At 38.2% G+C, this 14,248-nt stretch carries 15 protein-coding genes and 1 pseudogene; 6 read left to right on the top strand and 10 right to left on the bottom strand.

Annotated features, from left to right (window positions below; genetic code table 11):
- Positions 1-19 precede the first annotated feature (19 nt).
- Positions 20-754 (top strand): thioredoxin-like domain-containing protein, encoded by a 735-nt coding sequence (locus KZC02_RS00920; protein ID WP_221392373.1) that lies wholly within the window; start codon positions 20-22, stop codon positions 752-754.
- Positions 755-861: 107 nt separating this feature from the next.
- Here the strand turns inward: KZC02_RS00920 and KZC02_RS00915 are convergent, their stop codons facing one another.
- The 8 genes from KZC02_RS00915 to KZC02_RS00880 form a co-directional block, all read right to left on the bottom strand.
- On the bottom strand, positions 862-1,662 hold the full coding sequence (locus KZC02_RS00915; protein WP_221392372.1) for a GNAT family N-acetyltransferase: 801 nt from the start codon (positions 1,660-1,662) through the stop codon (positions 862-864).
- 2 nt (positions 1,663-1,664) lie between these two features.
- On the bottom strand, positions 1,665-2,216 hold the full coding sequence (locus KZC02_RS00910; RefSeq protein WP_221392371.1) for a hypothetical protein: 552 nt from the start codon (positions 2,214-2,216) through the stop codon (positions 1,665-1,667).
- A complete protein-coding gene (locus tag KZC02_RS00905; protein WP_221392370.1) occupies positions 2,203-2,694 on the bottom strand; it encodes an RNA polymerase sigma factor in 492 nt (163 codons plus the stop codon). The genes KZC02_RS00910 and KZC02_RS00905 overlap by 14 nt, the downstream gene beginning before the upstream one ends.
- 144 nt (positions 2,695-2,838) lie before the next feature.
- A complete protein-coding gene (locus tag KZC02_RS00900; RefSeq protein WP_221392369.1) occupies positions 2,839-4,239 on the bottom strand; it encodes a serine hydrolase in 1,401 nt (466 codons plus the stop codon).
- Positions 4,240-4,321: 82 nt separating this feature from the next.
- On the bottom strand, positions 4,322-6,739 hold the full coding sequence (locus KZC02_RS00895) for an ABC transporter permease (RefSeq protein ID WP_221392368.1): 2,418 nt from the start codon (positions 6,737-6,739) through the stop codon (positions 4,322-4,324).
- 276 nt (positions 6,740-7,015) lie between these two features.
- A complete protein-coding gene (locus tag KZC02_RS00890) occupies positions 7,016-7,531 on the bottom strand; it encodes a GyrI-like domain-containing protein (protein WP_310590393.1) in 516 nt (171 codons plus the stop codon).
- A 12-nt stretch (positions 7,532-7,543) separates the two neighbouring features.
- A complete protein-coding gene (gene rlmF / locus KZC02_RS00885; RefSeq protein ID WP_221392367.1) occupies positions 7,544-8,521 on the bottom strand; it encodes a 23S rRNA (adenine(1618)-N(6))-methyltransferase RlmF in 978 nt (325 codons plus the stop codon).
- 68 nt (positions 8,522-8,589) lie between these two features.
- Positions 8,590-9,090: a VOC family protein gene (locus KZC02_RS00880; protein WP_221392366.1), complete on the bottom strand. Its 501-nt coding sequence runs from the start codon at positions 9,088-9,090 to the stop codon at positions 8,590-8,592.
- Positions 9,091-9,295: 205 nt separating this feature from the next.
- Between KZC02_RS00880 and KZC02_RS00875 the strand changes: the two genes are divergently transcribed.
- Positions 9,296-10,210 (top strand): sugar phosphate isomerase/epimerase, encoded by a 915-nt coding sequence (locus tag KZC02_RS00875; RefSeq protein WP_221392365.1) that lies wholly within the window; start codon positions 9,296-9,298, stop codon positions 10,208-10,210.
- Positions 10,211-10,262: 52 nt separating this feature from the next.
- On the opposite strand, the pseudogene KZC02_RS00870 reads toward KZC02_RS00875, so the two are convergent.
- A pseudogene (locus KZC02_RS00870) lies at positions 10,263-10,957 on the bottom strand (DUF1080 domain-containing protein).
- 79 nt (positions 10,958-11,036) lie between these two features.
- Entirely contained in the window at positions 11,037-11,582 is a 546-nt protein-coding gene (locus KZC02_RS00865; RefSeq protein WP_221392364.1) for a pyridoxamine 5'-phosphate oxidase family protein, read from the bottom strand.
- A 278-nt stretch (positions 11,583-11,860) separates the two neighbouring features.
- Between KZC02_RS00865 and KZC02_RS00860 the strand changes: the two genes are divergently transcribed.
- Genes KZC02_RS00860 through KZC02_RS00845 form a run of 4 tightly spaced genes read left to right on the top strand, consistent with a single transcriptional unit; the run spans position 11,861 to position 14,227 of the window.
- Positions 11,861-12,214 carry a YciI family protein gene (locus tag KZC02_RS00860; protein WP_221392363.1) on the top strand — a complete coding sequence of 118 codons (354 nt, stop codon included), beginning with the start codon at positions 11,861-11,863 and terminating at the stop codon, positions 12,212-12,214.
- A 43-nt stretch (positions 12,215-12,257) separates the two neighbouring features.
- Positions 12,258-12,614, top strand: coding sequence for a YciI family protein (locus tag KZC02_RS00855; RefSeq protein WP_221392362.1), 357 nt, complete (start codon positions 12,258-12,260; stop codon positions 12,612-12,614).
- 19 nt (positions 12,615-12,633) lie between these two features.
- Entirely contained in the window at positions 12,634-12,987 is a 354-nt protein-coding gene (locus KZC02_RS00850) for a YciI family protein (protein WP_221392361.1), read from the top strand.
- Positions 12,980-14,227, top strand: a complete 1,248-nt coding sequence (locus KZC02_RS00845) for an RNA polymerase sigma factor (protein ID WP_221392360.1) — start codon at positions 12,980-12,982, stop codon at positions 14,225-14,227. The genes KZC02_RS00850 and KZC02_RS00845 overlap by 8 nt, the downstream gene beginning before the upstream one ends.
- Positions 14,228-14,248 lie beyond the last annotated feature (21 nt).

Here is a 14,248-nt window from a genome sequence, read left to right as displayed (position 1 = left end):
TTTACTAAAATTGTTCCAAATGAATTTTAAGAAAATCGGGATTTTTATTGTACCCTTTTTTGCTTTATTTGTTGAAATAAATGTTGCTCAGGTAAGCAATTACAAGGGTAAAGTGAGCCAGCAATTTGTGATGAATAAAGAATCTGTGATCATTGACAAGTCCACCGGGAAGCATATCAGTTATCAGGCCTATGACGATATTTTAAAGAAAAATCCTGGTAAGTATAGAACTGAACCGGTTTTTGACAAATTTGGACAAGCTTCATCTTATGCATTAGTGAGAAAAAAATCACAGGATATTGCGGACGATGGTTCAATTATTATGAATTCGGATCTGATGCCCGAAATTGGTGAGCCGTTGCAACCATTTATCATGCAGGGATTGGACGGTAAGGAGTACAATTCTGAGAGATTGAGAGGAAAATATGTCCTTTTGGGATTCTGGGTTAAGTTTGAAAAACCACTTTACACATTTAACAGTACCAAGATCATTTCGGCTTTTATTGAAGAAAACAAGCGAAAAGGAATTGATATTATTTCCCTGGGAACCACTTTGAATACGGAAGAAGAATGCCGTGAAGCCATACCGAAGCGAAACTGTGGTTTTGTACCTGTTCCTGAGTCTTATGGTTTTAACCATCGCTATAAAATTGGAGAAACACCTTATTTTATATTGCTTGATAAAAACGGGATAGTAAAAGCCATGGCACCTCATACTGAATTTGTTGCCAAAATAGGAGAGTTGGTATTATAGATATTGAAGGTGACGCAGAGAGCCACAGATTTAAAGAGAGTTTCACAGAGAAAAATTATAAGAACTCTGTTGCCCTCTCCTTTTTCTCTGTATACCTCTGTGTAACCTCATCCAAGTTGTCCGCTGATCCAATTATAACTTCCTGCTGGATTAGATTTTACAGGATTTCCCAGCAACATTCTTTTAGAAGTTTTGTATGTTTTATAACCGTTTTTTTCCAGGAATTCCATGGCTATTTGATTTGCAATGGGTATAACGGCATTTTTCTTTTGCTGTATGCGTAGTTTCATCAGTTCCAGCCCTGCTTCATTGTTCGTGGCTATGATCGGCCCGTCGCCCCAGCTGGGAATATAAAATCCCAGAATTTCCGTCCCGGTTTTGTAGACCAAAGCTGAACCCAGGAAGTCAGATAAAATTCCTTTACGGCTTTCTCCGGAAATTTCTTCATCTAACTTCAATACACAATTCCTGAATTCCTCGCGAAACGGGATGATATTTTCAGAAATCGGATCAGGTTCAAAGTTCAGTTCCTGCTGTAAGTGAACATATTCAGATTCAATTTTAAACCCCAGCTTTTTATAAACCGGATATCCCATTTCAGTCGCATCAAGATAGATAGTCTTAAATATGTTTCCATCTATTCCGTCAATCAGCTTTTTTGTAATAATATTTCCTAATCCTTTTTTTCTATGATTTGGATGAACAATTATACAAGCCAGCCAAACCGTGTCGTCATGTAACATGCTGGTCCCGATTGCTACTATCAGATTATTTTCTGTGATCTTAACAGGCTTACAGTATTCGGATTTAATAAAATACTCAAATCTTGGAACAAGATCTCCCCAATCCGGAGGTTGTAATTCAGGTAAAAATTTCAGGTCTCTAACTTCAAAAGGGATTAGCTGCATAATTAATCTACATTATTAAACTCATTTAGTAACTGGCGGAAATGATCAATTTTTTGTTGCCACCTCTTGTAATAGGCATAACGCACCGAGCCAAAAATAAGAACCATAACTGCAATAGCAATATATTTTTTTGGAGTTGAGGGTAAGGATATTGTAAAAAAGAGTGTAAATGTGGTAGCATACAACACGGATGCTATAATTGTGGTAATTGACAATCGTTTTAAAACCAATATATAGCGCTCAACTGAAGCGAGAATATTTTCTGCTCTAACCGGATTTTTTATTAATTTGTAACCAAATACATTATTGCCAATATAAATAAGAATACTTGCGATCAAAAATGCATTAATCAGGATAGGCTTTTTGTCTCCATCAAAACCATCGTAGTAAAAAATAAGAAATGCCGTCAGTATAATTGCGTCAAAAAATAATTCTGTTCTCAGTTTTTTTAATCCAGGATGCTGATTGATTTTTGTCATTAATTTAAGTTTTTCCTCATCAACAAAGTTATTTCCCGCATTTTGCCATTCTGATTTTAAGTCATTGATATCCATTCTCTTTTATGTTTAAGATTAGCTTTAATTTTTCTTTGATCCTATTGATTTTAACACCCACATAATTTTCGGAAATGCCCATCATTGCAGCGATTTCGACATAGCTATAATCTTCCAGAAACAGCGATATAACAGCTTTATCAGAATCATTTAACTGCCTCAAAGCTGCAAATAGCCGCTCTTCATTTTCAGATATTTTAAGCTGATCGGTGGGATGGTATTGATCGGGAATGTTTTCAGTTCGATCAATCGGGATTTTGGGTTTTCGAAAAGTTGCAATGGCAGTGTTTAGTGCAATGCGATAAATCCAGGTACTTACTTTGGATTCGCTCCGAAAGCCTGGATAAGCTTTCCAGAGTTGATAGACAATTTCCTGAAAAAGATCCTGCTGGTCTTCCCGGTTATCTCTATACAACCGGCTGATCTTGTGAACGATCTTTTGATGCTGGCCAATTATTTTCAGAAAAGGATCTTGCATGTATTGTGTTAAGTTTTGACTATTGTAGCAATCTATTTCTATTTGAAATATAGGTTGCTTTTTTATGCCAAAAACTTACAGAAAAGAAGAAATGAATTTTAAATTGATTACTTCACTAAGTTGAGATAGTTAGTATCAAACAAATCATTTATCACTTTCCAGCTTAGCGACAATTTCCTTTGCTCCGGGGTTATTGGCATCTAAGGAAAGTGATTTTTTATAATTTATAAGAGCTGATTTTTTGTCTCCTTTATTATAAAAAGCTTCACCCAGACTGTCAAATGCATTGGCAGAATTAGGGAATAATTTCAAATTTAATTCAAATATTGTAATTGCTTCTTCAAAACGTTTACTGCCCATTAGTTGGTAACCGATTGTATTAAGTTCGGATTCGTTTTGAAAGTTATATTCATCCGGATATTTTGTTTTCAGTTCATTATAAAATGCGACCAGGCCATCTCCTGTTAATTCGTTCAGTTTTGGTTTAAATGCAGTTAACAGTGACTTCTTTGGAATAATATAAGGTGTGCCATTCAGAATAGATTTTATAGCATCCTTTATTTCAAAAACCTTAAAGTTCATATTATTTGTCAGCAAAATAATTGCATTATCATCCGCAGGTTCGGTGTACATGAGGGCTTCAAAATCTATACTGGAACCGTGGTGTGTGTGCTCTGTTATTTCATTTTTTTCAATTCTTCCACCGCCCAGGCCTGACTGTTTGTTAGGGGAAACGGGTAAAAGAATTTCGATAAATGAAGCTTTACTGATCAATTTGTACTGATGTAAACACTGCGTCCATTTGTAAAGATCACTGGCAGTTACAGATGTCCAGCCGGACATTACATATGAAAACTGCCGGGGCGATTCTACATAATCGTTATTAAAGGATACCGCAATATTTTTTCCTTTCAAATACGGATCAACCATCGAAGCTGTCATTCCGCATGGCTGAAGCATATTCATTTCAACGAATTTCTGAAAAGTCGCACCTGTTATTTTTTCAATAATCCTGCGTTGTAAAAAGACGTTGCTGTTGTTATAAGCATAGTTGGTTCCGGGCTCAAAATTCAGGGCGCTGATCTGCTTCATATCCCTTAAAATGTCTGAATCACTTTGGATCGTTTTCCAGTTGATATCCGGTAATCCGCTGGTATATTGCAAGAGATTTTTTATACTGATTTTATTAGCCCAAATTGGTAATGAATCAATGTATTTCGAAACTTTGTCTTCCAGATTAAGTTTTCCCTGCTCTTTCAACATCATGATTCCAACTGCATTAAATTCCTTGCTGATGGATCCGATATTAAAACGGTAATCAGCATTCAATTTTATGGTTTTTTCTGCATTTGCATAACCAAACGAAGACTGATAAACTGTTTTTCCATTTTTTACAACCAATACGTTACCATTGAAAATACCGGATTCGTGAACCTTGTGCATCAAAATGTCTATTTCTTTTTCGGTCGCACTTTGAGCCGCCAGTTTAGAAATTGACAGTATTATGAAGGTTATAGTTATTGAGATATGTTTAAGCTTATTCATTTTTTAATATTTTTTTTAATTGAAAGCACTGATTCACATGCACTTCAAAATTGACTCAGTAAATTACATCCAGAGGATTTTCTTACTCCGAACGAAGGGATTTTACCGGGTTCATTAACGCTGCTTTTATTGATTGAAAAGATACAGTTAACAATGCAACACCAACTGACAGGATTGCTGCCAATGCAAAAATCCACCATGAAATATTGATCCTGTATTCAAAATCCTGTAACCAGCGGTTCATTCCATACCAGGCGACTGGTGTAGCAATAATGATAGCAACCGCAACGAGTTTAAGGAAATCTTTGGAAAGCAGTGCAACCACACTGGTCACTGATGCACCCAGGACTTTACGTACACCAATTTCCTTAGTACGTTGTTCAGCTGTGAAAGTTGCCAGTCCGAATAGCCCCAGACAAGCCACAAAAATAGTCAGGCCTGCAAATACACCCAGAATCTGTCCTGTTTTTTGCTCAGCCAGATACGTATTGTTAATGCGCTCATCCATGAACGAATAAGCAAAAGGAATTTCCGGTTTGAAAGTATCCCATTGCGTTTTCATTTTGGATAATAAGGCAGTCATATTCCTGGTTTTAACTTTTATGATCATCGTTCCGGCACCTCCGCTTAATACCATAGCCAATGGTGTAATACGTTCGTGCAGTGATCGGAAATGGAAATCTTTTACAACTCCTATCACTCTATAAGTGTTCTTTTTACCATCATTATTGGTATTGGTAATGGTGCGGTTGAGTGCATCATTTTTCCATCCCATCATTTTCACAGCGGTTTCATTCAGGATCACGCCTGATGTGTCATTGCCAAATTCTTTAGAGAAATTACGTCCGGCAGCCATTTCCATACCCAATGTAGGAATGTAATTGACATCCACGTCATATCTGAGCGTTTTAACAAGTTGGGTGCTTTTATCTTCCGGATAGATCATGAAATTATTGTTGTAAGAAGGTCCGGCCGGAAGATAACCTGATGAACTTACGTTGATCACTTCCGGATCGCGCAGGATTTCATCATGGAATACTTCCTGATTTTTACCAAGTGCCCAGGAATCTAAAATGAGAACCTGCTCCTTATTGTATCCCAATTTTTTGTTTTGTATGTATTTGAGCTGCTGATAAACAACGGTAGTACCGATTATTAAAGTAATAGAAATGAAAAACTGCACAATAACTAACCCACTTCGAAGCCCGATACTGCCTTTGTCGGATGTGAATTTCCCTTTTAGGACAGATATTGGTTTAAAGGAAGAAAGAAAAAATGCCGGGTAACTTCCAGCCAGAATGCCAACAATAAGGCCAAATAACAGGATTCCTGATAATACGGCAGGGACAGAATTTAGCTGTAATGATAAATCTTTTCCGGAAAGTTTGTTAAACAATGGAAGCGCAATGAAACCGAAAATTGTTGCTAAAACCAACGCAATAGAAGTAAGTAATACAGATTCAAGTAAAAACTGCCAGACAAGTTCTATTTTTTCTGACCCCATAACCTTTCTTACTCCAACTTCGCGTGCTCTTTTGGAAGCTCCGGCAGTCGATAGGTTCATAAAGTTGATACATGCTATAAGCAGCATGATGATCGCAACAGCTCCGAAAATATAAACATACTTAATATCTCCACTGTTTCCCAGATCGTATGATGCACTGGAATACAGATGAATTTCAGTCAGTGGCTGTAAATATAAACCAATGTCATTTCCGCTTTTACGAAACTCGGACAATGTTACACCCATTGCTTTTTGCAATTGGGGCCCCATATATTTTGCTACTGTTTGCGGTAATTTTGCTTCCAGTTTTCTATAGTCAAATCCTTTTTGAAGCAGCAAGTAAGTAAAGTATTCTGACTGCATCCACGACGTTGATTTTGCTTCTTCCAGACCAGTCATGGAAATGAAAATGTCATAATGGAAGTGGGAATTGGCAGGGACCTTTTCCATCACACCGGTAATTTTGTAAGCAATATCTGAGTCCTTGAATTTCACTACTTTACCCAGAACATCTCGCCTGGCGAAATATTTTTCTGCCAGTTCCTGAGTTATGATAATTGTATTTGGCTCTGTAAGTGCAGTTTTTGAATTTCCCTGAACCAACGGTAATGTGAAAATCTCGAAAAAGTTGGGATCAACAAATGCCATCGGGTCACCGGTATATTGTTTGTTGCCAACAAATACCTTTGGAAATCCACCCTGACGTAAACGTGTAGCAGCCACTACTTCGGGATAATCGGCTTTGATAGCCTGTGCTGTAGGCGGCATTACATGGGCCTCATTTATTTTGCCTCCTTGCATGGTACCCTTAAAGACCACACGAACAATTTGATCCGCTTTTTCATTGTATCGATCAAAACTTAATTCGTCGAGAACATACAAACTGATAAGCATGCAGGAAGCCAGTCCAATAGAAAGCCCGGCAATATTGATGGCAGAGAAAGCGCGGTTACGCAAGAGATTCCTCCAGGCGATTTTAAAGTAGTTCTGAAACATAATAGTTGGGTTTTGACAACCTGCAATTTTATTTTTTGGCTAATAGATATTTTTCAAAAGTTAATCATACGGGCAGCTGGAATTAATTGCACCGGTAATCCGGCATTGATAATTAATCATTAATAATCTTCCAGTACATTGTATAACATAGTTCTTTGTATAAAATATATGTGCCAGCCGGTGAATGTGCAGTTTACAACTGATTCTGAGGAGATTTCTTTTTTGGGATTGTCCGTATTCGGACAGTTTTTGTACGAATACGGGCATAACGGAGAATTAAAAGATTTTGAATTGGAGATAATACAATCTATAATTTGAGTTTAATGGGAATCCAAACTTCTTCTTCCGAGTCCGGATCGTTGTTTTTATATTTTTCTCCCAAATTTCAAAGTGTGGGCGGTTGTCCAGAACATATTCCGAAGCGGGCAGCCATGTACTGAAAATGTAGTTAAAAGTTTCGGCACCTGTATTTGCAGCGCCTTTATGGATGAAAACGGCATACAAACCACCAGTTAAGGTATAAGTTTCCATGTCTTCCGGGATCATATCAAAATTCAAAACTTCCACAGCTGCCCATTTTCCAAATAACATGTCAGGATTAAATTGGTTGCCATCAAAGGATTGATTATACATCTGCAAACAAAACAAATCCGAAGTCAGGGAATTTTTGATTTCTTTACGCCTGGGCATAAAAATTCGCCATAGTTCAGGAGTTTTATCATTGATGAGGCTCATTGTCAGGCGCTTGCCAATGAGTTTTTTATTGGGAAGTGTTTTGATTGCTGGGATCATTGGTTACTTATGCTATTTTGTATTTTTCTGCCATTTATCCAATTTCCACCTTTTCTGCTCATCTTCACTTAAGAATGTCCAGGCAATAATTCTGCTTACTTTTTGTCCCTGGGACATTTCAATTGTTTTTACTACCGTGGCTTTGGTTGTTTTTAACAATTTGTATAACGCCGGAAGAGTTGTTTTTTTGGAAACCAAAGATGTAAACCACAGGCATTGACTGGATATCTGTGTACTTTGTTCAATCATTTTAATAAGAAATGCTTGTTCTCCGCCCTGGCACCATAATTCTGCGTGTTGGCCGCCAAAATTCAGAGACTCTTTTTGCTGAGCTTTGTGATGTCCAAGATTTTGCCATTTGCGCTGGGTTCCTGCTTTCGCTTCTGCCAATGAAGCATGAAATGGAGGATTGCACATGGTAAAATCAAATTTTTCATTTGCTTCAATAATTCCTTTAAAAATACTGGCGGATGAGTTTTGTAAACGGCATTCAATAAACGGGGTTAAGTCTGCATTGGCATTCACAATTCTTTGTGCAGATTGAATTGCCTTTGGATCAATATCAGTTCCAACAAAATTCCAGCCATAAGTTTGATGTCCGATAATCGGATAAACACAGTTGGCGCCTACACCAATATCCAAGCCGGTAATGATTTTACCCAAAGAAATATGCTTTGTTTTTATATCAAGTAAATCAGCCAGATAATGGATGTAATCTGCCCGGCCAGGGATAGGCGGACAAAGATAATTGGCCGGGATTTCCCAATACTGAATATTATAAAAGTGTTTGAGAATGGCCTTATTTAATGTCCTGACTGCTTCTGGGTTTGAAAAATCAATGGATTCATTTTGATATTTATTGATTTGTACAAAAGGCAAGAGCTCACGACAACTTTGAATCAATGCTTTAAAATCATACTGAAAGCGATGCGGATTCCGGGGATGCAGGTTTTGCTTTTCAAATGGTTTTTCTTTTATTTTTAAAGTCATTTAATGAAGGAGGTTCTCGTTTATTTTAAAATTAGTTTGCTTTAAAAAAGCTTTTACATGAATCAGACTTATTTAACCGGATCCAATTCACCCAGCAGGCCTTTTAAATCCAGGCTCTTGGTAAACATTTCAATCGTACCATCTTCCAGAAACTGCCATAGTTCTTTTGGGCGATCCCAGTACAATTCAACTCCGTTGCTGTCCGGATCATTTAGATAAAGCGCTTCGGAAACACCATGGTCACTTGCTCCTGAAATTGGATAACCGGCATGTCGTAACCGGTTAAAAATCGTTGCCAGATCCTTTCTGGTAGGATAGACAATGGCAGTGTGAAATAATCCGACCCCGTTTCGCGGTGCAGGTGGAGCGTCTTTACTGTACCAGGTGTTTAGTCCGATATGGTGGTGATAACCGCCAGCTGATATAAATGCTGCCTGATCGCCATACCGGGCCATAATTTCAAACCCCAGTAATCCGCAGTAAAAGTCTATTGCCCGTTCCAGATCAGCCACTTTAAGGTGAACATGACCGATTCGCGTTTGAGTTGGTATGGAGTAATCCTGATGCATAGGAAAATATAGTTTTTGCAATTTACAAATATCCGGTAGCGAGAACATCCCGTTTCTGATTAATATTTGCAGATGGCATAAGATGACGTGAACGGGGACGTTCGCGCCATCCTCATGGATTTTACGTTAATTTACTTGTGCAACGGTAAAAAAAGCTGCTTAGACTCTTTAATCACATATCACTCTATTTTTAGAAATCCTGTTAATGAACCGACGCGAATCACTTTCTTCTATACTGGCCGTAACCGGAGCCGGAATATTACCAGCCGAAATTGTTAAAGAAAAAAATAGTTCTTTTGTTTATTCTCTGAACATGAGCACATTGCGTGGTCATCAATTGGGGTTCAGGAAAGAGCTGGAAGTAGCGGCACAGGCTGGTTATAAATCAGTGGAAATATGGATAAATACTTTACAGGATTTCTTAAAAACCGGTGCTACTTTACCCGAAGCGAAACGTATCATTGACGATCTCGGATTAAAAGTAGAAGATGCAATAGGATTCGCTACCTGGATTGTTGATGACGAAACGGCCAGGGCAAAAGCGCTGGATCAGCTGAAAATGGAAATGGACCAATTGGCTCAAATTGGTTGTCCACGAATAGCGGCACCGCCTATGGGCGCGACTACCGGTGTTTCACTGGACTTGGCAAAAGTAGCAGAACGTTACAGGACTATCCTGGAATTAGGCGATAAAACAGGTGTTGTCCCTCATCTTGAATTGTGGGGATTTTCGAAAAACCTGAGCAGGGTAGGAGAAATACTCTACGTTGCGGCGGAAGCCTCACACCCTTCTGCACGATTACTTATGGATGTATATCATTTACACAGAGGTGGTTCGGGATTGGAAAGTGTGAAACTGGTAGGTAAACCGCTGATCGAAATTTTCCATATGAATGATTATCCGGCAACTCCGCCAAGAGAAACTATTGCGGATGCCGACCGGGTATATGCAGGAGATGGAGTGGCGCCTTTGAAAGACCTGCTCAAAACACTTAAAAATCCGGACAAACCTGTAATCCTTTCATTTGAGGTTTTTAATAAAGGTTATTATTCCCAGGATGCGTTGCTGGTTGCTAAAACAGGTTTGGAAAAAATGAAAAAAGTTACAGCTGGTATTTAGTAAACAGGCACACATAAATAAACAGCGTAGCTGGACTTTTTAACCTAGTTCTCTATTTTGTCAATTTACTGATTCTTGCCACTTCGATGTTCTTGAATTCTACTTCTGAGCCTTCAGCTTGTAACGCAATTTGTCCCTTTTGTGCAGTAGCATTATATCCATAATTCACCATAACACCATTTAACCAGACTTTTATTGAATTTTTGAGACATTCAATGTGCATGGTGTTCCATTCTCCAAGAGGCTTTTCGGTGCCATCAGTCAGGTTAGGAATACGGCGCAATTTGTCTCCGTTAACACCCCATTTTTTTTTGGCCCGCGTCTTTTTTCCATATCCGGTACTGTAATATCTTCTTGTATACACCAGAAATCGCCAGCATTCTGGTTCATCATCTGTATTTCTATAGATTTTGGGAACATATCGTACAAGGCACGTGACGTAGATACAAAGACCAACGCTCCGCAGTTTCCTGGTTCTCCCGCAAAACGATATTGAAAAGTCAGTTTGAAATTTTCATACCGGGCATCCGTGATCAAATGTCCGCCTGGGGTTCCTAAACTGACCAGCAAACCATTTCGTACAATAAAAGGTGTTTTTAATTTTGGGTCTTTATCCATATCCGGGACGTCAATATGCCATCCATTTAAATCTTTTCCATTAAATAATGATTTAGATGTGGTTTGTGACCATGCTGGATTCGTTTGTACGCCTAAGAAAATAATAATTGACAGGATAAATCTTTTCATAATTTTATTGTTAGTAAGGCTTTTTTAAATGAAAGGAATTAAACTGACCTGAATACTATACTTTGAAAAATTAAGATTCCTAATGATCAAAAATTCCTGTCTCTAATCCGTCAAAACTTATCGTGTTTTTTTCTTCCCAATACTTTTGAATCCCTTCATCTCCTTTTTTACAGGCCCATTTATTTAGTTCATCACGTTCACTTTTATAATCCATGAACGGCACTGCCATTCCGCAAGAAGTTTGTACAATATCAATCGAAATATCAATAATTTGCCTGGCACCCGGCAGCTTGGGAAATAAATCTATATAAGTATTCCATTCTTCATCGTGATGGTGATAGACTTTGCCGTGGCCATACAGACGCAGAATCATTGGTTTGCCTTCATAGGCACAAAACATTACTGTGATACGATCACTTTCAAGCAAATGTGCAGCCGTTTCGTTGCCGCTTCCTGTTACATTAAGCCACATAACACGATTGGATTCCAGTATCCTGAATGAATCCATACCTTTTGGAGAAAGATTTACAGTTCCGGTACACATGGCAGTTGCAACAAAGAATATCTTTTGATTTTCTATAAACAACTGCAAATCCGGTGTGATTTTATCAAGTCTTTTGCCCATAATTTCAGATTTTACTTCTTAAATAATAGATTTTATTGATACTCTTAATAGGAGTACCCATTGTTTGATAAATATTTCCCTTCAGTGTCCGGATTTGACCACTTCTGATGGTCTATGTAATATCTTCCAAATACTTCATATATATCGGTAAATATATTGAATTTAGAATCTTTTGAAGTAGATTTTCAACGAGAATCAGTTAAGTGATTATTATTTAACTGTTATTTTAGTATCATCGGGAATCATTTTCTAACGTTCTGTTCAATATTAAACTAAATATGCAAAAATTTATGCTGCTCATCAGACAGGATCTTATTGGAGTGAGCCAGATGTCTAAGGAAGAGTACCAGGTACGGCTAGATGCCATGCTCGAATGGGTCGATGAGCTAACCCAAAGCGGTAATTTTATTTCAGCTGAGCCATTACTGACAACCGGAAAATATGTAACTAAAAACAGCGTAATTTCCGATGGCCCTTTTATTGAGGCCAAGGAGGCCATAAGCGGCTATTTTATCGTTTATGCTGAAAGTATTGATCATGCGGTTTCTCTTGCTCAAAAATGCCCGCAGGTGATCACAGAAGATGTTGTGATAGAAGTCAGGCCAATCAGGTCAATGGAATACCGGTTCTGATATTTTGCTTAACAATTATTCAATTTTCGTAACTTTTCTATACATGGAGAAATTTTTATTGCTGATCAGGGAGGATATGGAGAAACTTAAAGTGCTGCCGGATGAGGAATTTCAGGCATGCATTCATCGTATGGGACAATGGGTGGAGGAACTCGCTGAAACCGGGAATTATGTGGCTGCCGAACCTCTGCGAACAATTGGAAGATACGTGAGTAAAGAAAATGTTCTTTCCGACGGGCCGTTTATTGAAGCCAAAGAAGCAATCAGCGGATATTTTATTATCAATGCTGAAAATCTGGAACAGGCAGCAGCTATTGCCCAGACTTGTCCTCAGGTTGTCAATGGCAATAGTGTTGTGGAAGTCAGGCCAATTTTAGAATTGGATGAAGAAAATTTCTGATAAAATTTAAACATAACTCATGGAAAAATTTTTGTTGTTGATTAGGGAAGATGTAAAAAAAGAAAGTGGGTTAAGCGAAGAAGAATTTAATAAAAATATAGAAACCATGACGAGGTGGGTAGAAAACCTGGCCGAAACAGGCAACTACATAAGCGGTGAACCACTGAAACCTGAGGGAAAATATGTAGGCAACGAACACATTATTTCTGATGGCCCTTTTATTGAGGCTAAAGAAGCTATCAGTGGATATGTGTTTATCCGGGCCGAAAATATTGATCAGGCTGCGTCCATTGCAAAGACCTGCCCGGAAGTTATAGATGGCAGAATTGTAATTGAAGTTCGTCCAATCATTGAAATGGAAAAAAATGTGTGAAGTTACTGAACTCGTACAACAGCAGGTAGACCGCTTGTATAAAAGCCATTACGGTAAAATGGTTTCGTCGTTGTTGTATTTTTCTCAAAGTATTGATGTAGAAACCGCCGAAGACCTGGTACAGGATGCATTTGCGTCGGCGCTGACCCATTGGCCGGAGGAAGGAATACCGGCAAATCCGGCAGGCTGGATTTTCAGGGTTTGCCGGAATAAGGCTTTAAATAAAATCAAACAGGGAGAAAAAGTCAGGGGTTTTTTTGAAAACGAAGATTTTGATGCTGTTGAAAAAGAAGTATCTGAATCTCCAATTGATGACCAGCAACTTAAATTATTATTTGCCTGTGCACAGCAGGATTTTTCTCCAAAAGTACAGGTTGTCATTACCTTAAAATATGTGATCAATCTCAAAGTAGAAGCAATTGCCAAAATTTTAGGTATGACTATTGACGGTGTTGACAAACTGCTTTTACGTGCACGGCAAAAGATAAGGGATGAAAATATTCTTTTTACCGAACCTGATTTATATTTTTTAAAATACAGGCTACCTATTGTTCATAAAATTATTTACCTCATTTTTAACGAAGGATATAAGTCTTCCTGGGGAAAGGAGATTATCAGGGAAGAGCTCTGTGAAGATGCATTACTGATGAACAAGGCACTTTTGGAAAGCGGAGTCGGTAATAAAGAAACGGCTGCGTTACATGCAATGATGCTGTTCAATGCTGCCAGATTTAAAGCCAGATTCGGGAATTCGGGCGAACTGCTTGATCTGGAAGAACAGGACAGGTCGTTGTGGAATAAGGAATTAATTATCTACGCATCCAAATTTTTATCACAGTCGCAAGGAGGGGCGATTTCGTCCTATCATTACGAAGCTTCAATTGCTTATCTGCATTGCATGGCAAAAGATTTTAAATCCACGGACTGGGTTTCTATCAGCAAATTGTATTACCAGCTTTTGCAAAATAACTTAAATCCGTTCGTGGAAATGAATTATGCAATTGCTTTATACTATTCCGGTCAGAAAGAAAAGGCATTTGATATTTTGTACAGTTTACAGCAAAAACCGTTTTTGAATCAATATTATCTGCTCAATGCAGCATTGGGGAAACTCAACTTCTCGGAGGGAAATTACACCAAAGCAAAATCCTACTTACAAGCAACACTGCACCAGACAGACTCACAATTAGAAAAGGAATATGTGCAAAAGTTCATGGCTAAATCAGAAACCCAGCCATGAATTACTCGAATGCCCGCTAAA

The organism is Dyadobacter sp. NIV53 (assembly GCF_019711195.1).
GTDB lineage: Bacteria > Bacteroidota > Bacteroidia > Cytophagales > Spirosomataceae > Dyadobacter.
Note: the sequence above shows the minus strand (reverse complement) of the source record. Positions and strands in the feature narration are given on the sequence as shown.

Bases quoted from the DNA above. Each gene is read 5' to 3' on its own strand.
- KZC02_RS00920 (WP_221392373.1), top strand. From the start codon at position 20: ATGAATTTTAAGAAAATCGGGATTTTTATTGTACCCTTTTTTGCTTTA.
- KZC02_RS00915 (WP_221392372.1), bottom strand. From the start codon at position 1,662: ATGCAGCTAATCCCTTTTGAAGTTAGAGACCTGAAATTTTTACCTGAA.
- KZC02_RS00910 (WP_221392371.1), bottom strand. From the start codon at position 2,216: ATGGATATCAATGACTTAAAATCAGAATGGCAAAATGCGGGAAATAAC.
- KZC02_RS00905 (WP_221392370.1), bottom strand. From the start codon at position 2,694: ATGCAAGATCCTTTTCTGAAAATAATTGGCCAGCATCAAAAGATCGTT.
- KZC02_RS00900 (WP_221392369.1), bottom strand. From the start codon at position 4,239: ATGAATAAGCTTAAACATATCTCAATAACTATAACCTTCATAATACTG.
- KZC02_RS00895 (WP_221392368.1), bottom strand. From the start codon at position 6,739: ATGTTTCAGAACTACTTTAAAATCGCCTGGAGGAATCTCTTGCGTAAC.
- KZC02_RS00890 (WP_310590393.1), bottom strand. From the start codon at position 7,531: ATGATCCCAGCAATCAAAACACTTCCCAATAAAAAACTCATTGGCAAG.
- rlmF (WP_221392367.1), bottom strand. From the start codon at position 8,521: ATGACTTTAAAAATAAAAGAAAAACCATTTGAAAAGCAAAACCTGCAT.
- KZC02_RS00880 (WP_221392366.1), bottom strand. From the start codon at position 9,090: ATGCATCAGGATTACTCCATACCAACTCAAACGCGAATCGGTCATGTT.
- KZC02_RS00875 (WP_221392365.1), top strand. From the start codon at position 9,296: ATGAACCGACGCGAATCACTTTCTTCTATACTGGCCGTAACCGGAGCC.
- KZC02_RS00865 (WP_221392364.1), bottom strand. From the start codon at position 11,582: ATGGGCAAAAGACTTGATAAAATCACACCGGATTTGCAGTTGTTTATA.
- KZC02_RS00860 (WP_221392363.1), top strand. From the start codon at position 11,861: ATGCAAAAATTTATGCTGCTCATCAGACAGGATCTTATTGGAGTGAGC.
- KZC02_RS00855 (WP_221392362.1), top strand. From the start codon at position 12,258: ATGGAGAAATTTTTATTGCTGATCAGGGAGGATATGGAGAAACTTAAA.
- KZC02_RS00850 (WP_221392361.1), top strand. From the start codon at position 12,634: ATGGAAAAATTTTTGTTGTTGATTAGGGAAGATGTAAAAAAAGAAAGT.
- KZC02_RS00845 (WP_221392360.1), top strand. From the start codon at position 12,980: ATGTGTGAAGTTACTGAACTCGTACAACAGCAGGTAGACCGCTTGTAT.